The 19749-nt window shown below is 59.4% G+C and carries 8 protein-coding genes; 5 read left to right on the top strand and 3 right to left on the bottom strand.

Annotation, left to right across the window (positions count from 1 at the left end):
- Positions 1 to 348: 348 nt before the first annotated feature.
- Complete coding sequence (locus N005_RS23340; RefSeq protein ID WP_047703347.1) at positions 349 to 1344, bottom strand: aldo/keto reductase; 996 nt, start codon at positions 1342 to 1344, stop codon at positions 349 to 351.
- 112 nt (positions 1345 to 1456) lie between these two features.
- Between N005_RS23340 and N005_RS23335 the strand changes: the two genes are divergently transcribed.
- Positions 1457 to 2380: a LysR family transcriptional regulator gene (locus N005_RS23335; RefSeq protein ID WP_047703346.1), complete on the top strand. Its 924-nt coding sequence runs from the start codon at positions 1457 to 1459 to the stop codon at positions 2378 to 2380.
- A gap of 120 nt (positions 2381 to 2500) precedes the next feature.
- Here N005_RS23335 and N005_RS23330 read toward each other — a convergent pair whose 3' ends face one another.
- Positions 2501 to 4111 carry an inorganic phosphate transporter gene (locus N005_RS23330; RefSeq protein WP_047704121.1) on the bottom strand — a complete coding sequence of 537 codons (1611 nt, stop codon included), beginning with the start codon at positions 4109 to 4111 and terminating at the stop codon, positions 2501 to 2503.
- A 487-nt stretch (positions 4112 to 4598) separates the two neighbouring features.
- On the opposite strand from N005_RS23330, the gene N005_RS23325 reads away from it, so the two are divergent.
- Both N005_RS23325 and N005_RS23315 read left to right on the top strand, forming a co-directional pair.
- Entirely contained in the window at positions 4599 to 14429 is a 9831-nt protein-coding gene (locus N005_RS23325) for a two-partner secretion domain-containing protein (RefSeq protein ID WP_052126457.1), read from the top strand.
- A 336-nt stretch (positions 14430 to 14765) separates the two neighbouring features.
- Positions 14766 to 15320, top strand: coding sequence for a hypothetical protein (locus N005_RS23315; RefSeq protein WP_047703344.1), 555 nt, complete (start codon positions 14766 to 14768; stop codon positions 15318 to 15320).
- Positions 15321 to 15466: 146 nt separating this feature from the next.
- On the opposite strand, the gene N005_RS23310 is transcribed toward N005_RS23315, so the two are convergent.
- Positions 15467 to 15739, bottom strand: a complete 273-nt coding sequence (locus N005_RS23310; RefSeq protein WP_047704119.1) for a hypothetical protein — start codon at positions 15737 to 15739, stop codon at positions 15467 to 15469.
- 715 nt (positions 15740 to 16454) lie between these two features.
- Between N005_RS23310 and N005_RS23305 the strand changes: the two genes are divergently transcribed.
- Positions 16455 to 18344: a sensor histidine kinase gene (locus N005_RS23305; protein ID WP_047703343.1), complete on the top strand. Its 1890-nt coding sequence runs from the start codon at positions 16455 to 16457 to the stop codon at positions 18342 to 18344.
- Positions 18345 to 18510: 166 nt separating this feature from the next.
- Positions 18511 to 19749 (top strand): porin, encoded by a 1239-nt coding sequence (locus tag N005_RS23300; protein ID WP_047703342.1) that lies wholly within the window; start codon positions 18511 to 18513, stop codon positions 19747 to 19749.

Below are 19749 nucleotides of genomic sequence, written 5' to 3'. Positions count from 1 at the left end.
AGTTTTGAATCTAGACGGGCGTCGTCTTTTTGCAAGGCGATTTGATGGCAAATTGATTTTTGCCGACAGGAACCACCGCCATCGCGAGCAGGCTCGCTCCCACAGGGGCTGGTGGTGTATGCACATACTGCGTTCTCCCCGAATCCCTTGTGGGAGCGAGCCTGCTCGCGATGGCGGAGTGTCTGTCATACAGTGTTGAATGTACTGACGCCATCGCGGGCAAGCCCGGCTCCCACAGGGGCTGGTGGTGTATGCAAAAGCTGCGTCCACCCCAGATCCAATGTGGGAGCGAGCCTGCTCGCGATGGCGGTGGTTCAGCCGACGATGACGTCAGCCGTGCCACGCCACTCAACCATCCAGTAACGTCATCGTCCGGGCATCGTACCGCTCGCCCGCCACCGCCTCATTGGCGCCGAAAATCTCATCCAGTTGGGCCAATTCGTCGGCACTCAAGACCACCTCGACGGCCGCCACATTACTCTCCAGGTATTTGCGCTGTTTGGTCCCCGGAATCGGGATGATGTGGTCACCCTGGGCCATCACCCACGCCAGGGCCAGCTGTGAAGCACTGATGTGTTTGTTCGCAGCCAGTGCCTTGACCCTGTCCACCAGCATCAGGTTGCGGTTGAAGTTGTCGGCCTGGAAGCGCGGGTTGAAGCGGCGATAATCGTCGGGGGCGAAGTCTTCCGGTGTCTTCAGCTCGCCGGTCAGAAAACCACGGCCCAGCGGACTGTAGGCGACAAACGCGATGCCCAGGCGCCGGCAGGTGTCGAGCACGTCATTGTGTTCGGGCTCGCGGGACCACAACGAATATTCGCTTTGCACCGAGGCCAGTGGATGCACCGCGTGCGCCCGTCGAATGGTGTCGGCGCTGGCCTCGGAGATGCCGATCTGGCGGACCTTGCCGGCCTTGACCAGCTCGGCCATGGTCCCGATGGTTTCCTCAATGGGTACCTGGGGATCGATGCGGTGTTGGTAGTAGAGGTCGATGTAATCGGTACCCAGGCGCTTGAGGCTGCCGTCGACGGATTGCCTGACGTATTCGGGCCGGCCGTTGACGCCTCGGGCATGGGGATCGCTGCTGCGCACCAGGCCGAACTTGGTCGCCAGGTACAGGCTGTCACGCTTGCCTTTCAACGCCCGGCCGAGGAGTTCTTCATTGGTGTGAGGACCGTACATGTCGGCGGTGTCGAACATCGTCACCCCCAGCTCCAGCGCCCGGTGCAGCGTGGCAATCGACTCCTGTTCGTCGACGCCGGTGGTATAGAAATCCGACATGCCCATGCAGCCCAGGCCAATGGCGGAAACGTAAGGACCTTGGTGGCCCAGTTGGCGGGTTTTCATGATGTTGCTCCTGCAGATGAATGACAGGCTCAGTTTCCGGTAAACGATTGCCTGGATAAATCAGTGGATATTGATTTAACTATTCGTGATTTCTGAATAGTGAGACGAACCAATGGACCGTTTACAGGCCATGCAGGTATTCCGGCGCATTGTCGAGCTGGGCGGTTTCGGCAAGGCCGCTGATGACCTCAATCTGCCCCGGGCCACCGTCAGCCTGCTGATCCAGCAGCTCGAAGCGCACCTGGGTGTGCAACTGTTGCAGCGCACTACCCGGCAAGTGCGCGCCACGCTCGATGGTGAAGCCTATTACCAGCGCTGCGGCCAACTGCTCGACGATCTCGATGACCTCGAAGGTTCGCTGTCAGCCCAACGGAGCCAACCTCGCGGCACCTTGCGGGTAGACATGCCTATCGCCTTCGGTTGCCACTGGATCCTGCCGCGTCTGGCGGACTTCTATCGACGCTACCCGGCGCTGCAGCTGGACATCGGCTTTCACGACCGGCAAGTGCATCTGCAACGCGAAGGCGTGGATTGCGCGATCCGCGCCGGTAACATCACCGACCAGGCCTTGGTGGCACGGCCCATCGTGCGACTGCATCAACTGACCTGCGCCAGCCCCGACTACCTGGCCCGCTCGGGCACGCCTCGGCAGCTGGAGGATCTGGCCACGCACCGCGCCATCAGCTTCGCCTCCGGCAATGGCCGATACTTCCCCTTCGAATTCGAGGTGGCGGGGCAGGTGCGCGAGATGCAAATGCCAGGCGAACTGACCGTCAATAATGCCGATGCCTACGTCAGCGCCTGCGAGGCTGGTTTCGGCCTGATCCAGGTGCCGCGCTACCACGTTCAGCAGCCGTTGGTCGAAGGGCGCCTGGTCCAGGTTCTGAGCGACTACGCGGTGCCGCTGTGGCCGATTTCAGCCGTGTACCCACCCCACCGACAACTGTCGCCGCGGGTGCGGGTGTTTATCGATTGGGTGATCGAGGTGTTACACGGGGAGGCGGACAGGCGGGGAGAGTTGATGGTGAAAATCTAGTCGCCTGTGTAGCCAGGCAGCGCAAATACCGGCGGTTCCTGGCGCCTACTACCGGAGCAGTAGCGCCAGGGTTCAGGGTCATGACGACTTGTTATTACGCCGTGGACAGCAAAACATCCGTCAGAACAGTTTGGTCAGCAGCCAGTAGAGGCTGCCCGACAACAGAATCGCCGCCGGCAACGTCAACACCCAGGCCATCAGCAGATTACGGATCGTGCGCATCTGCAATCCCGAGCCGTTGGCGACCATGGTCCCGGCCACCCCTGACGACAACACATGGGTGGTGGACACCGGCAAGCCGAACATGTCGGCAGCGCCGATGGTCAGCATCGCGACGGTTTCCGCCGAGGCGCCCTGGGCGTAGGTGAGGTGGCTCTTGCCGATCTTCTCACCCACCGTCACCACGATCCGCTTCCAGCCGACCATGGTGCCGAGGCCGAGGGCGATGGCCACGGCGATCTTCACCCACAGCGGAATGAACCGCGTGGCGTTGTCGATCTGCTGCTTGAACAGCTGCAGCTTGCCGCTGGTGTCGGCGTCGAAGTGGCCGACTTTGTTCTTGTCCATCAGGCGGATGGTTTCGCTGGTCAGGTACATGTCGTTACGTACGTTCCCCACGGCTTCGGCGGGCACCCTGGCCAACGAGCCGTAACCCTTGACCTCGGCCCCGATGGCGCCGGTGAGGGCGGCGAGGGCAGGCACCAGTTGCGGCGTGGCTTCCTTGCTGCGGACGAAGTCGGAGAGGACCGCCCGGGGATCTGCCGGTGCCGGCTGCGGTGCGCTTTTGACCAGGGCCTGCTGGGTGACTTCGGCCACGGCGGCGAACTGCAAGGCTTGATCGGCAGGCATGGTGCGGTTCAACGCATAGGCCATCGGCAGCGTCCCCACCAGGATCAACATGATCAGCCCCATGCCTTTCTGGCCGTCGTTGGAGCCATGGGCAAACGACACGCCGGTGCAGGTGGCGATCAGCATGCCGCGAATCCACCACGGTGGCGGGGTGTTGCCTTCCGGTGCCTTGTACAGGGCGCGGTTCTTGACGAAGGCCCGCAGCGCCAGCAACAGCAGCGCGGCACAGCCGAAACCCACCAGGGGCGAGAGGAGCAGGGCGTAGCCGACCTTGGCCGCCTGGGCCCAGTCCACCCCGCTGGTGCCGTCACGGCCATGCATCAGGGCATTGGCCACGCCGACGCCGATGATCGAGCCGATCAAGGTGTGCGAAGACGACGCCGGCAGGCCCAGCCACCAGGTGCCGAGGTTCCACAGGATCGCGGCGATCAGCAGGGCGAAGATCATCGCGAAACCGGCCGACGAGCCGACTTGCAGAATCAGCTCCACCGGTAGCAGGGCGATGATGCCGAAAGCCACCGCACCGCTGGACAGCAGCACACCGAGAAAATTGAAGAACCCCGACCAGGCCACCGCGAAATTCGGCGCCATGGAGTTGGTGTAGATCACCGTCGCCACGGCGTTGGCAGTGTCGTGAAAACCGTTGACGAACTCGAAGCCCAGGGCAATCAGCAGCGCCACGCCCAGCAACAGGAACGGCGTCCAGGTGGTGACCACGGTGCCGAACTCGCCCATGTCACGCACCAGGCTATAGGCGGTGAACAGCAGCCCGGTGGCCAGCACGGCAAAAAATACGATCAGGGTCAGCATGCTCGGCTTGCGGTTGAGCTGCGGTCTTGAGATAGGGCTTATCGAATCTGAGACAAGGGTCGGGGTGGTCATGATGACATCCGGTTCATGGAGGAAGCGCAGTTCCGGCTCTCTTTGCCACGGCAACCAAGCTGCTCGTGGTGGATGTACTGCTGCCGGCATGGCGGAAGGGTTGGGTTGTGAGTACCAACGGAAATGCTATTCACAATTTGTTACGGGATGGTGACCAGCGTCAGCGGGCCGCTATTCACCGCTGTCCTTGTGGGAGCGAGCCTGCTCGCGATAGCGGCGGGTCAGCTTGCATCAATGCTGGATGAACCTCCGCCATCGTGAGCAGGCTCGCTCCCACAAGTCTCGATGCGTTCGCATAAATCCCATACACCCTGAGTTCTCCTGCGGGAGCGGGCTTGCTCGCGAAGACGGAATTTCCCATAGCCTTGATTTTCCGACGAAACCTCTTTCTCCCGGCGAATCAAAAGTTGACGCCAAAATGATGGCTCTTTACCATTGCGCCACTATTTTGATGTCACTTCTGCACCCCTCGTAACGAGACCTGATCATGGACGACCGCCAACCTTCTGCTGCCCACACAAACCGCGATCTGTTCTGCGGCATGCCCAAGCGCGGCCTGGCGTTCCTGTTGGCCAACGTCATGTTCTGGCAACCGATGTGGGCCCAGGCCGACGGCATCGTGGTCAGTGCGCCGGGCACCAGCCTCGGCCAGGCGGGCAACGGCGTGCCCATCGTCAACATCGCCAAGCCCAACGGCAGCGGTCTGTCCCACAACCAGTTCAAGGACTACAACGTCGGCAGCAACGGCGTGATCCTCAACAACGCCACCAACCCCGCCCAATCCACGCAGCTGGGCGGGATCATCCTCGGCAACCCGAACCTCAAGGGTACGGCGGCCCGGATCATTCTCAATGAAGTCAACGGCGGCAGCCCCAGCCAGTTGCGCGGCTACACCGAAGTGGCGGGGCAGTCGGCCCATGTCATCGTGGCCAACCCCTATGGCATTACCTGCAACGGCTGCGGCTTCATCAACACCCCGAAGGCGACCCTGACCACCGGTAAACCGATCATCGAGAATGGCCGGTTGGACCGCTATCAGGTTGACCAGGGCAGCGTCACCGTCGAAGGCGCGGGTCTGAACGCCAACAACGTCGACCGCTTCGAAATCATCACCCGCAGCGCCAAAATCAACGCCGAAATCCAGGCCAGGAACCTGACCATCGTCGCCGGCCGCAACGACGTCGACGCATCCACCCTCAATGCCACCGCCCGCGCCGATGACGGCAGCGCCAAACCGCAACTGGCCATCGACTCTTCAGCGCTGGGCGGCATGTACGCCGGGGCGATCAAGCTGGTGGGTACCGAGGCCGGTGTCGGCGTGAAGCTGGACGGCAAGTTGATCGCCAGCGGTGGCGATATCCAGCTCGACGCCAACGGTCATCTGAGCATGGTCGACACCTCGGCCACCGGCGCGGTCACCGCCAAGGCCGCCAGCGCCAACGTGCAAGGGGCGGTGTACGGTGCCAGCGTCAATATGCAAACCAGCGGCGCGCTGGACTCGCAGCAGAACATCGCCGCCCGTGACCGGATCAGCTTGAGCAGCGGCGGGCAGTTGACCAACAACGGCGTCATCGAAGCCGGGGTCAACGCCGACGGCACCCGTAACGCCACGGGCGATGTGAGTCTCACCGCACAAAGCCTCAACAACAGCGGCAAGAGCGTGATCGCCAGTCGCAACCTGACGGCCAACGTGGCGCAGACCCTGAGCAACCAGGGCGGGACCTTGAGCGCCGGGCAGGCCAGCACGGTCAAGGCCGGCACCCTCGACAACCGGAACAACGGCCGGGTATTGAGCAGCAATACGCTGACCGTCAGCGCCGACACACTGCTCAACACCCAGGGTACCGTCAGCAGCAATGGCAACCTCACGGCCACTGTCGGGCAGTTGAATAACCACGACGGCGAAGTCTCCAGTGCCGCGACCACCCAGCTCATCGGCACCACCCTCGACAACAGCGACGGCCTGCTTACCGGCGACGTGGCCCTGAACATCGGTTTGATCGGGGCCCTGAATAACCGGAACGGCGTGCTGGGTTCCGGTGCGATGCTGACCGTGACGGCCGCCAGCCTGGACAACCGCGCCGGCAAGGTCCTGTCCGCCAAGGATATGCAACTGACCGTCGCTGCCTTGGACAATAGCCAGCAAGGCCTGCTCAGCAGCCAGGCAGGGCTGCGGGTGGATGGCACGCAACTGAATAACGCCGGCGGCCTGCTCAGCGCCGTCGGCCCGGTGCGCCTGGAAACCACTGGCGTCGATAACAGCGGCGGGCGCATCTCCAGCAAGACCGACCTCACCGCAAATGTCGCCCAACTGACCAACCAGGGCGGCGAGCTGCTTGCCCAGGGCTTGTTGACCGTCAGCGGCCAGAGCCTGGATAACCGCAATGGCGGTCTGGTCGGCGCGACAAAAGCGCTGAAACTTGACGTCGACGCAGTCGACAACCGTGGCGGGGAAATCTCCAGTTCAGTCGGGATCGACATCGACGGCCAGCGCCTGAACAACAGTGACAACGGCAAGGTTCTGGCCGGCACCGACCTGGGCCTGAAAGTCGCGGAAATCATCAACCAGACCAAGGGCCTTCTGTTCAGCACCGGCACCACCACGGTCGTCGGCAAAAGCCTGGACAACAGCGGCGGTAGTCTCGTCGCCGATCAAGGCCTGGATATTCGCCTCGACAACGCCTTGACCAACGCTGCCGGGCTGATCAGCAGCGAAGGCACTCTGACCACGGATACCGGTAGCCTCGACAACACACAAGGCAGCGTCTCCAGTGCCGGCGCACTGAGCCTCACCCTCGACAATGCCTTGCTCAACCAGGGCGGCGAAATCCTCACCGACGCCGGCCTCACCGTCAAAAGCGCCAGCCTCGACAACCGCAAGAGCGGCACCATCAGCGGCAAGCAAGGCGTGCGGGTCGAGACCGGTGCATTCGACAACAGCCAGTCCGGCCGCTTGAGCAGCGGCACCAGCCTCGGCCTGACCACACAAAAACTGACCAACCAGGACGGCGGCCGCATCGCCAGCAACGGCGCACTCACCGCCAGCGTCACCGACCTCGACCAACAGGGCGGCCAACTCTTCAGCAACACGGCGCTGACCCTGGACCTCAACCAGGGCCAGCTCAACAACCAGGGCGGCCTGATCAACGCACCGCTGCTGGTCCTCAAGAACCTCAAGGGCGTCAACAACGACGGCGGCGAGATCTCCAGCGCCCAGGCGTTCACCCTGGCCGCGCAAAGCCTGAACAACGACAACGGCAAACTGCTGAGCAACCAGGCCCTGACCCTGCGCATCGATAACGCCCTGACCAACCTCAAGGGCCTGATCGCCGCCGCTGCGCTGGACGTCGAAGCCGCGAGCCTGAACAACAACGGCGGTACCCTGACCAGCCGCGCCAACCTCGACCTGGCCCTCAGCGGCCCGTTGAACAACCAGAGCAACGGGCTGATCAACGCCACCGATGCCTTGAACATCCACACCAGCGACCTGAACAACCAACAAGGCTCGTTGCTGGGCAGCGCCATCGCCATCGACTTTGGCGCCGCCACCGGCGACCTCGACAACAGCGCCGGCCTCATCACCACTGCCGGCATTCTCAGCCTCAAGCACCTGCGGGACTTGAATAACCAACACGGCGAGATTTCCACCAGCCAGGACCTGAACCTCAGCGCCCGCGACCTGGACAACAGCGCCGGCCAACTCATCAGCAACGGCGTGCTGACCGTGGGCGCCCGCGACGTCATCAACCAGGGTGGTTTGCTGTCCGGCTTCAAGGGCCTGGGCCTGACCGCCACGAGCCTGGACAACCGCAACAGCGGCACCCTGTCGAGCCGCGACGAAGACGTCAGCGTCACCCTCAGCGGCGCGCTGCTCAACGGCAATGCCGGTGCGCTGGTCGGCAAGAAACAACTGGCCGTCAGCGCCGCCAGCCTGGACAACCGCGGTGGCATCCTATCCAGCGGCGGCGACCAGACCCTGACCGTCACCGGCGGTTTGCTCAACAACGCCCAAGGCGGCTTGATCGACAGCGGTGCCGCCCTGGTCATCAACGCCATGACCCTCGGCAATGCCGCCGGCACCGTCAACGCCCAAAATGCGCTGAACTTCACCGGCTCCGCCCTGGACAACACCGGCGGCCAGTTGATCGGCAATGCCGCCGTGACCCTCGACCTGCTCGGTGCGCTGACCAACACCAACGGCAAGATTGCCAGCGCCGGCCCGCTGCGGGTCGAGCGCGCCACGCAGATCGCCAACCAGGGCGGCCAGATCGCCAGCCAGGGCCTGCTGACCCTGCTCACCGCCGGCCTGGACAACCGCAACCGCGGCACCGTCGCCGCCAATGACCAACTCGTCCTGACCAGCACCGGCACCGTGCAGAACGACGCCGATGGCTTGATCTACAGCCAGAACGGCGGCGTGCAGATCGACGCTGCCAGCCTCAGCAACGGCAAGGGCACCGTGCAGAGCCAGGGCGCCATGACCCTGACCGTCGCCAACGACATCGACAACCAGAGCGGTCGCCTCCAGGCCAAGGCCGGTGACCTGATGGTTGTCGCCCGCAACCTGGACAACCGTGGCGGCGTGCTCGCCAGCCTGCAAGGGCTGCTTACCACCCAACTGAGCGGCGTGCTGAAAAACGGCTACGACCTGAACAATAACCGCCAGGGCGGCATCACCCAAGCCCAGCGCCTGAACCTGATCGCCCTGGGCGGCCTCGACAACTACGGCGGCCGCATCTCGGCGCAGACCGGCGACGCCAGCGTCACCACGCGCAACTTCGACAACCGCAACGGCGGCCTGTATGCCAAGGGCAAGGTCAGCGTTACCGCCAACGATTTCGACAACAGCGGTGACAACGACGGACAGATTGCCGGTAGCCAGATTGATCTGAACCTCACCGGTGCGTTGAACAACCGCCTGGGCATCATCGAGAGCGACAGCACCCTGGCGATCAAGGCGGCGAGCCTGGATAACCAGACGGGGCAGTTGCGGGCGTTGGGTGTCAGCGGCAAGACCGATTTCCAGATTGGTGGGCTGTTCGACAACCGCAACGGCACCCTGGAAACCGCCAACGCTGATCTAAGCCTGGGTGTTGGCAGTCTGCTCAATACGGACGGCAGCGTCCTGCATATCGGCAGCGGTAACTTCGGCATTGCCACCAACAACGTCATCAACGCGGGCGGCAGCTTTGTCACCCGTGGTGCAATGACGCTTAACGCTGACAGTTGGACCAACAGCAGCGTCCTGCAAGCCGGCACACTGAATATCAATGTCAATAACTTCACCCAGACCGCGAGCGGGCAATTGCTGGCTTCCAGCAGTCTGATCGGCACAGGCGGCAACTGGACCAATGACGGGGTGATCGCCAGCGATGGTGGCCTGGGGTTGCAACTCACGGGTCGATACAGCGGCAATGGCCGGATCACCAGCCTCGGTGATATGACGGTGGATGCCGCTGCTATCGACTTGAGCAGTGCGGCAAGTATCACCGGCGGCGGGACCACGACGATTGGCGGGCGCGGTGGCCTGGTTAACCTGAACAATTACGGGCGGCTTACATCGGCTGGCGTATTGAACATCAATGCGGGCACTCTCAATAACTATGGAACGGTTGCCGGTGCAGATGGGTTGAAGCTGACGGCTTCTACATTGCTGAACGATCAAGGTGGTTTTTTGTTCAGCGGTGCGGATATGAAGTTGCGGGTGGGAAGCTTGACCAACCGCAAGTCCGATGTTTATGCGTTGGGTGATATTGATATCGCGCTGAATGACCAGGGTGGGCGCTCGGCGTTGATGGAAAATGATTCGGGCACGATGGAGAGCGGTCGGGACTTTTCTATTAATGCGGATTCGATTATCAATAAGAGAGGGGATTTTAAGACTGAGGCTGAGGAGTACTCTTCGGCGATAGGGTTCGGTTGCTACAGCTGTGATTCACTCCCTCGTTATTTCAGTGACCGGCAGCCCGCCTCCTACTATGTGTATGAGCAGAAATATCGGGTGTCTGTCTCGGGAGATAATACCTCCAAGGCTGCCTTGTTGAATGCTTCAGGTGATATGGTTGTTAGAGGTGGTACCTTCTCGAACTTGAACTCGTCAGTGTCTGCAGTCGGCAATATAGATGTCTCTGTAGATGATTTTGAAAATTCGGGTTCTGCATTAGGGGATTTCGTAAGTAAGGGGTATTACTCTTACTATGATCCAACTTATAACCAAATGGCTGCTCTTGTTGAATACAATGCTTACAATGATGCTGAATATAGCGGCGGCATGCATTTTTGGAATGGATCAGGGGTGGAGTCTATTATCTATTCTCAAAAAGGACAGGATGGCGCTAAACCTTTCGAGAAGGAGTATTTTCAAAGATTTGGCCCAGTAGTTATAAGGCTTGGCGGAAATGGAGACAGGGTACTTCCAGAAATTGAGTTTGGAACTTCCCAGTATTCGACCGGCATTCGGACAGCGTTACCAGACTTCATAAAAAATGCTACCCCGTTTAATCAAGTAGTCATCTCCTCCACCTCATCTGACAACCTCGTCCCCGCTACCATCCAAGCCGGCGGTAACGTCGCCATCACCGCAACAAACAAAATCACCAACGGTGTCGAACGCCCATTCTCTGCCGGCATCCCGGCTTCACCTCGTACCGCCACCACCACCGCGTCAGGCTCAGGCAGAACTACAGTCATCACCCTCAACAGCCAGCTCCCACCGGACTTGTCCCAGCAACAAATAAACCCCCTGACACTCCCGGGCTTCACCCTTCCGACCGGCCAGAATGGCCTGTTCCGGTTGAGCGAGCAGGATGCTGGCGACGCGTCATCCCAGGCTCAGAATGCGGCCCGGAACTGGACCATCGGCAGCGCCAGCATCACCCCGGTCCAGAGTCAGCATGCACTGCCCGTCGGACAGGCAAGTACTTTCGACACCAGCACCCCGGACGCCACAGGGGCGGGCACCTTGCCCGCCCGTACCACCGATTTCACGCTCAACCGCGTCCAAGGCCTGCCCACCCACACCGTGGCGGCCAACCCGCACAAATACCTCATCGAAACCAACCCGGCACTCACCGAGCTCAAGTCATTCATGAGTTCGGATTACTTGCTGCAGAACCTTGGCTACGACCCGGACCTAAGCGCCAAGCGCCTGGGCGACGGCCTGTTCGAGCAGCGTTTGATCCAGCAAGCGGTCGCTGCCCGTACCGGCCAGCGCTTCATCGACGGTCAGACCTCCGACGACGCGATGTTCAAGTATTTGATGAACAACGCCATCGCCAGCAAAGACGCCCTCAACCTGTCAATGGGCGTCACCCTTACCGCCCAGCAAGTCGCTGCGTTGACCCATGACATCGTCTGGCTCGAAGAGCACGAAGTGAACGGAGAAAAAGTCCTGGTGCCGGTGCTCTACCTCGCCCAGGCCAATAATCGGCTGGCCCCCAACGGCGCGTTGATTGCCGGTCAGAACGTTACCTTGATCGCAGGTAAGGACCTGGAGAACGCCGGCACGCTACGGGCCACTCAAAACCTGTCCGCGACCGCCGGCCAGAACACCGCCAACCGCGGGCTGATCGAAGCTGGCAACCGCCTCGACATGCTGGCGGGCAATGACATCGTCAATAAATCCGGCGGGATCATCGCTGGTCGTGACATCAGCATGAATGCGGTCACAGGGGATGTGACCAACGAGCGCACCATTACCACCGCAACGGTCAGCAACAAAGGTTACAACCAGCGACAGGACTACGCGGACAATGCCGCACGTATAGAGGCTGCCAACGACCTGACCATGGGGATCGGCCAGGACCTCAACAACATTGGCGGCGTCATGGTCAGCGGTCGTGACACCCGGATCGATGCTGGTCGGGACGCCAATATTGTCTCGGCGCAACAGCAGAGCTCCTATTCCGGTGGCAGGCGCAGAAGCTCCATCACCCAGCTTGGGTCTGATGTGGAGGCCGGGCGCGATGTCATCGTGAACGCCGGGCAGGATTTCAACGCTGTCGCCAGCAAGATCAACGCTGATCGTAATGTTGCGCTGGATGCGGTGGGGAACATGACTGTCTCCTCCGGGGCCAACGAAACCCACTCCTACTACAAGACGAAGAAAGTCACGGCCCAGGAAGACCACGTCAAACAGATCGGCAGCATGATCAGCGCTGGCGAAGATGTCACGATGAAAGCCGGAAAAGACCTGGCACTCATCTCAAGTCGCATCAGCGCTGGCGACGAAGCTTACCTGGTGGCCGGCGACAAACTTGAAGTGTTGGCGGCACAGGATTCCGACTACTCGCTGTATGACAAAAAGAAGAAAGGCAGTTTCGGCAAGAAGCAAATGCGGCATGACGAGGTCACGAAGGTCACGAATATAAGCAGTGAGGTTACCACCGGTGGGGATCTGACACTGCGCAGCGGGGATGACCAGCGTTATCAGGCTGCCAAGTTGGAGAGTGGTAATGACCTGATGTTGCAGAGCGGTGGGGCGATTGCTTTTGAGGGTGTGAAAGATCTCCACGACGAGAGCCATACCAAAAGCAATGGCGATGCTTTCTGGACATCATCCAAAGGGAAGGGCAACACCGACGAAACCTTGCGCCAGACGCAAATGGTCGCCGCCGGCAAGATCATGATCCAGGCCGTAGATGGCCTACAGATTGATGTCCGGCAGGTCAATAAGGAAACGGTCAGCCAATCCATCGACGCGATGGTCAAGGCGGATCCGAAACTGGCTTGGCTGAAAGAGGCTGAAGCGCGGGGTGATGTGGATTGGCGGCAAGTGAAAGAGATTCACGAGTCGTTCAAATACAGCAACTCCGGGCTTGGGCCTGCTTCGCAGTTAATCATTGCCATCTTGATGTCTGTTGTCATGGGGCCCGCAGGGTTGGGAATTGTGAGCGCCGGTGCCGGGGGGGCTATTGCCACCAGTTTGGCGACTACGGCGGTGACCAGTACCATCAATAACAAAGGCAATTTGGGGGCTGTGCTTAAGGAAACATTTAGTGCGGATAGCCTGAAGGGAGCGGCTATTGCCGGGGTCACTGCCGGGGTACTCAACTACGCGGACGAAAATTGGTTTGCTGCCGCATCACAAGGTTCGAAATCCGCAAACCTGCTGAGCAGCAATAACTTCACTGACGTCGCTATACGGACCGGAGGCCGTGCAGTGCTGTCCAGCGGCATTTCTACTGCCATTGGTGGGGGTAGCTTTGGTGATAACCTTGGTGCGGCGTTGGCAGGAGAGGCTGGCAATGTGGCAATGGCTACAGGGTTTAACTGGGTTGGCGATACCATCAAGTTTCCCGACGGCAGTTTTCAGAAGGTTGTTGCTCATGCCTTAATGGGCGGGTTTTTGGCTGAGGCTATGGGTGGCGACTTTAAAACAGGAGCTGTTGCCGCAGGTGCTAGTGAAGCAACGAGTAACTTACTAACAGGAATAGTAGGTCAAAATAAAAACTTTGAGGTATTGGTTTCTCAATTGACAGGTACTCTTGCGGCTGCGGCTGTGGGAGGGGATGTTCAGATGGGTGCTGATATTGCAGAGAGTGCAACAGTATACAATCGGCAAGCTCACCGAGAAGAGGAGTTGGCAAAGCAGCGTGAAGTCGAGAAGGGGGACTTTACAAAGGAAAATCTAGATAAAGCTACGTGCTATATTATTAAATGTTGGGCGCAGTTTGATCGCGGAAGCGCCGAATATCGAGAAAACTATATCTCGGAGTCCGAGATGGTAGGTCTTAGCAATGAACTAGAGTGGGCCGATGCGCAGCGGGAAAAGGGGCTGTTCAACTACACTTATTTTGATTCTGTAGCGGATTTTACTACTCGTGATGCAATACCTCTAGGAAAGGATGGTCTGCAGACGGTCTTAGGTGGTGCGGGGATGATCTCAGGTGGGACATTGTGTTCTACTGCAGCAGGATGCGTTTTTGGCGGTCCTATGGCTGTTTTTGGTGCGGGTAATGCGTATGAGGGGGGGGTAGGTATGTATAACCATATCTGGCTCGGTGAGGACGGGCCCTCTAATCCGGTAAAGGACGTCTTCTCAGCACTTCCTGGAGGCTACGGTCCATTGGTCTATAGTGGCGCAGATTTAGTGCTTTCGGCGGGAGCAGGTTTTGTGAAGGTTCCTTTAAAAGTTGGTGCTGCGGACGGTTTAAATGCAAAATCATTGTTTGGTGTTACCGTTAGAAAAATGGATAACAATTATTTTGTTCCGCTTGCCGGTATGAAAACTCCTTATGGTACGGCGTTGGGGATTTATGTTGGCGGGGTAGGTAGTAAAGCTGTGGATGTATATAAGGAGGCTGGAAATGGGAAGTAGAAATTTTTTTGCTCAATCGGTTATTCTGTCCGGGCTTCTGATTTTTGTGTTGTCGGTGTTTTGTTTGATTTCGCTCGCTGTATCTTTTGTGTTAACGGCCATGATCTCTCTTGTATATGCGATAGAGTTTGTTGATGTTTTTGTATGGTTCGGATTGCCCTTGACTTTAGTGTTGTCTTTTCGGTGGCTTTTCCGAAATATTGCATATGTGAAGTTGCTTGTTCGCGGCAGGTAGGATCTAAAAAAGGGGACGCACATACACACACACACACACACACACAGGGCATCTCCGTCTTAGCCTCCACACGCTCTAAATTAATCACCTAAGGATAACCAATGCGTCATTTCTACTCGTCTCTCCTCCTATCAACAACAATGCTTCTATCCGCTTGCAATACAACACCCTACGACAAAGCCACGATCTACTACGACCGCACGCAGTTCCCTTCGCAACTTGTCAAAGATTATCCTGAGCTGACCGATCCCATTCTCCAGCACGGTCGTTGTTCCTTGGTCGTTTCAACCCCAGGCTCGAATACGGGCACCTACTATTTCTGTACCTATGCGCTGACCTCCAAGGGGCTTTACATGCAGGGATGGGACCCCAAGGCGCTGAAATATGTCGAAATCGCCCATGTGGATCTGTCGGCGCTGAAGGAAATTTCGTTATATACCTTCCTGCGTACCAAACAGCTCCAGCTGACCGAGGAGCGCCGTCAATTGGCACTCAGTGCATCCATTGATGAGGGGGGATATATCGATGGAGCGGCCACGGAAAATCTGTTCGAAAGCATCAAGCGCAAAGGCGTGCCGATAGTGGAAAGCCAAGGCATGATCAACCCACCCGCGCCGCCTTCGCCGATGATCATTCCTGTCGTTGTTCCTAGGTAATCGAAACGGAAAAACAGGGACAGGCAAATCTGTCCCTGAGGACTCCCCGAATGTTCTTACGCAAAATCAAGACGTTGGAATATTGACGAACCGCCAGTACATACTGCCTGAGAGTAAAGCGGACGACCTTCAGTCGCCCGCTTTGATTATTCGGCAGCCTGCTCCCGCAACCGCCTCCCAATCACATCCATCACATCACATCCATCGCGCAACGCTATCGTCAGCATTTTGCAAAAATCAGAAAGCACCACCGTATCCGAGCTGATCTCCGAGCGAAACGCAATATTCTCCAACACCTGGGTCACGCTACGAATACGGTAGTCGGCAGTTTCGAAGAGCACATCGAGCGGTGCTTCAGTGTCGATGAGAAGGGTAGCGGGGACGCAGTCAATGCCAGTGATAGGCATGTATCGATTCATTTTGAAGATCTCTGTTTGATTGGCTGAAGCCATCACCCAGTCGTCGCCAAACGATGGGTGGTGGCTGTACGCAGGTTGGCGAACCGATTACAGAGAAAACCGGCAGATCCGAAGATCTCCCGCGCACAGCCACCGCGGAATATAGCGGCTTTGCGGGTGCGTCGATACCTGCAAATGAGCCGGTAGCTTTCGCATTCTCTGTATTCAGGTCGCCAAACCCGAATCGCCATTTCGGGCGACGAGGAAAAATATAGGCCTCACGACACAAGCACCACAAGCCACCACTTTCCCACCTTCACGTAGGAATTCGGCCCACTTGCCGGTGATGTTGGTTGACGTTGTGTAGGCCTCGGCAAAGCACACGACTGCTGCGCAGCCGAGCGGGAGCGAGCTCCCTCGCCACAGGGGGCGCAGCGGTCTTGCATGGGTGTTGGATGTGCTGCCGGCACCGCGAGCAGGCTCGCTCCCACAGGGATTGGCGTCGTGGCCGATGTTGTGACCCGCCCACGACCAGGGTGGGAGCGAGCCTGCTCGCGATAGCGGTATCCCAGCAGCTTCGGGTTCGCCCGCGCGGTTTGTGATCTATAGTTTCCAGCGAACCCATCGGCAATCTGCCGCGCACGGACGCCGCAAGCGATTCCTGGCATCTCCTTGAGCCCAAGCCCCGGCGGGTGCCCGCTAATCTGAAGTGCTGATACGACGCAGGGAGCACAGCATGCTGTTTCAACGGCCCCATGGATTGAGGTTGGTCACCGGTATCAACCCGTCGACGGACACCGCCTCGGGGGGTGTGGGGCGGGGGCTTCGGCGTGGGCTGGCTCATGTCAAGGAAGCCTACGTCCTGTTTCCGCTGCTCGCCGTCCTGCTGTTGCTGGCGATCTGGATGACGACCTTCTACCTCATCAACAGTGAGTTGGCGCGTGCCCGGTACAACGCCGCCACGGTCAGCCAGGAGATCAGCGCGACCTACGAAGCGCAGATGTTGCGGGCGGTTCACGAAATCGATCAGACCCTCAAGCTCGTCAAATACACCTACGAGGCCGAGGGCAAGCGCAATCCGCTGCCCCGGCTCAAGGAGCGGGCGTTGTTGCCGCCGGCCCTGTTGTTCGATGTGAGTGTGGTCAGTGCCGACGCAAAGCTGGTAGCCAGCACGCGGGCCAACGAAACGGCAGCGTCCAGCGACCCGGATGAGCTGAGAACCCTGCGCAACAATGACACGCTGTTGATCAGCCATCCCTGGAAAGACCCTTCGACGGATGAGTGGCGGCTGCGTTTCAGTCGTCGTCTCGATGCGTCGGATGGGGCGTTTTCGGGTGTCGCCAGGGTCGAGGTCGATGCGGCTTATTTCGCCAGCAGCTATGACACCTCGAAACTGGGGGAGCGGGGTGTGCTCGGGCTGCTGGGCACCGATGGGGTCTTCCGGGTATGGCGTACCGGGGAGTCGATCCAGGCCGGCGATGCGGTCGATTATGGGGCGCTGGTCCCGGACAGCGAGGACACCCAGGCGCAGCTGTTGACCAACAGTTGGGACGGGGTGCGGCGTTACACCAGTGCCCGCCAGCTCTATGACCTGCCCCTGGCGGTGATCGTCGGGTTATCCGAAGAGGAACAACTGGCCGCCGTCACCGAGCTGGCCCATACCTATCAGTGGCGGGCCGCAGGAGGCAGTCTGTTGTTGGTATTGCTGGTTGTCTTGTTGAGCCGGACGAGCTGGCAGTTGGCGCAAAGTCGTTTGCGCACCGCCGAAGCCCAGACCCAACTGGTGGCGGTTGCCCGTCAGGCCGGCATGGCGGAGATCGCCACCAACGTTCTGCACAATGTGGGGAACGTGCTCAACAGCGTGAATGTTTCCGCCGAGGTCCTGACGCAGAAGCTGCGTACCAGCAAAGCCCTGGGGTTAAGCAAAGCGATGCAACTGATGAACCAGCATGCCGCGGACCTGGGCCAGTTTCTCTCTGAAGACGAGAAAGGCAAGTTGCTTCCGGGGTATCTGAATCAGGTGACGGAAGCGTTGGCTGTGGAACAGAAAAGCATGTCCGACGAGCTCGAACAGTTGGCCAAGAGCATCGATCACATCAAGGAAGTCGTCGCAGCCCAGCAGTCGTACTCGGGCGTGTCCAGTCTCTGTGAGAGCGTGCAGGTCGAGCACTTGCTCGAGGACGCGCTGCGCATGAACGCGGGCATTATCAAGGCCCGTCGGGTCACGGTGTTGAAGGAGTTTTCCGCAGTGCCCGCGGTGCAGCTGGACAAGCATCGGGTGCTGATGATCATGGTCAACCTGATCAAGAATGCCAGCGGCGCGATGATCGACATGTCGGATCGGCAGCCGTTGATTACCCTCCATGCCGAGCTGACGGCGGAGCAGAAGCTGATCATCCAGGTGATCGACAATGGCGAAGGGATCGCCGAGGAGAACCTGACGCGAATTTTTGCCCATGGCTTCACCACACGCAAAGAGGGCCATGGTTTCGGTTTGCATAGCTGTGTCCTGGCGGCGATGGAAATGGGCGGTGTGCTGAGGGCGCAAAGCGACGGACCGGGGCAGGGGGCTACGTTCACCCTGGAGCTGCCCATCAAGGGCTTGAGTCAGGCGACCCTTGCATGATCCGGGCACGGGGAGTTTTGTCGTCTACAATTCGCTCATGGTATTGAACCGACGTCATAAGGACTGGAACGAATGGTGGCAATTCCTTCAGAAAATCCCGAACAAGGTCCCGTAGCAATAGCCTGCCTGGATGGGTGGATTCTCCCGTCGAGGCCGCACTGACTCCATGGCGCCTCGACTCAGTCCGCTGGCCCTGGCCGTGATGTCGCTTTATGCCTGCACGGCCAACGCCGCCGATGCCGACGGGCCGACGTTTTCCGTAAGCAGTTTCGGTACGGTCGGTGTGGTTCATTCCAGCGAGAAGAAGGCCGACTTCACCTCCAGCATCTACAAGCCCAACGGCGCCGGACACGCGCGCAATTGGAGTGCCGATGTCGACAGCCTGGTTGGTGCGCAAGTGACGGCACGCTTCACCCCGGAACTCTCGGCGGTGGTGCAGGTGATCTCGGAACAGCGTTATGACAACAGCTACCGTCCCTACGTCGAATGGGCGAACTTCAAGTATCAGGTCACCCCCGATTTCAGCCTGCGTATCGGCCGCACGGTGCAGCCGGCCTTCCTGTTCTCCGACACCCGCAAGGTCGGCTATACGCTTCCCTGGGTGCGCCCACCGGGGGAGGTCTACAGCATGATCCCCGTCACTGCGACCGATGGCATGGATCTCAGCTACCGGCTGCACATGGGCGATGTCATCAATACCGTGCAAGGCAACGTCGGCCAGAGCACGGTCCGGATGCCCAACGATACGGGCGAGACACGGGCCAGAGGCTCATGGGGTGTTTCCAACCTGACCGAATACGGTGCCCTGACCACCCGCATTACTTATCAGCACACGCGCTTGACCTACGAGCCGTTCAATCCGCTCTTCGAGGGTTTCCGGCAGTTCGGCGAGGAAGGCAACGCCATCGCCAATCGCTACGACACCAAGGGCAAGGACTTCAATTTCGTCGGCGTTGGGGCCATCTATGATCCGGGTGACTGGTTCGTCATGGGCGAATGGGGGCATTTCGACAGTCATGCGGTGTTTGGTGAGGTGAGCGCCTGGTATGTCAGTGGTGGCTACCGGATCGAGGCGTTCACGCCTTACATCACGTATGCGCGGTCAAAGACGCTGAGCGACACGTCCAGCGAAGGGTTGGACACTTCGACGTTGCCACCGGGCCCGGCCGATGCCGCGGCGGAACTCAACGGGACACTCAACGCCATCCTGGGCGCCGGCAGCCGTCAGCAAACCCTGTCACTGGGCGTACGCTGGGATTTCACGAAGAACATGGACGCCAAATTGCAGTACGACCACACCCGGATGGATGGCATCACGACGGGGCCGTTGACCAACTTCCAGCCGGGTTTCGAGCCGGGTGGCTCGTTCAGCGTGCTCAGCCTCGCTGTCGATTTTGTCTTCTGA

The sequence above is a fragment of the Pseudomonas mediterranea CFBP 5447 genome, assembly GCF_000774145.1.
GTDB classification, from domain to species: Bacteria; Pseudomonadota; Gammaproteobacteria; order Pseudomonadales; family Pseudomonadaceae; genus Aquipseudomonas; species Aquipseudomonas mediterranea.
This window is presented reverse-complemented; position numbering and strand designations above follow the sequence as displayed.

Bases quoted from the DNA above. Each gene is read 5' to 3' on its own strand.
- N005_RS23340 (WP_047703347.1), bottom strand. From the start codon at position 1,344: ATGAAAACCCGCCAACTGGGCCACCAAGGTCCTTACGTTTCCGCCATT.
- N005_RS23335 (WP_047703346.1), top strand. From the start codon at position 1,457: ATGGACCGTTTACAGGCCATGCAGGTATTCCGGCGCATTGTCGAGCTG.
- N005_RS23330 (WP_047704121.1), bottom strand. From the start codon at position 4,111: ATGACCACCCCGACCCTTGTCTCAGATTCGATAAGCCCTATCTCAAGA.
- N005_RS23325 (WP_052126457.1), top strand. From the start codon at position 4,599: ATGGACGACCGCCAACCTTCTGCTGCCCACACAAACCGCGATCTGTTC.
- N005_RS23315 (WP_047703344.1), top strand. From the start codon at position 14,766: ATGCGTCATTTCTACTCGTCTCTCCTCCTATCAACAACAATGCTTCTA.
- N005_RS23310 (WP_047704119.1), bottom strand. From the start codon at position 15,739: ATGAATCGATACATGCCTATCACTGGCATTGACTGCGTCCCCGCTACC.
- N005_RS23305 (WP_047703343.1), top strand. From the start codon at position 16,455: ATGCTGTTTCAACGGCCCCATGGATTGAGGTTGGTCACCGGTATCAAC.
- N005_RS23300 (WP_047703342.1), top strand. From the start codon at position 18,511: ATGGCGCCTCGACTCAGTCCGCTGGCCCTGGCCGTGATGTCGCTTTAT.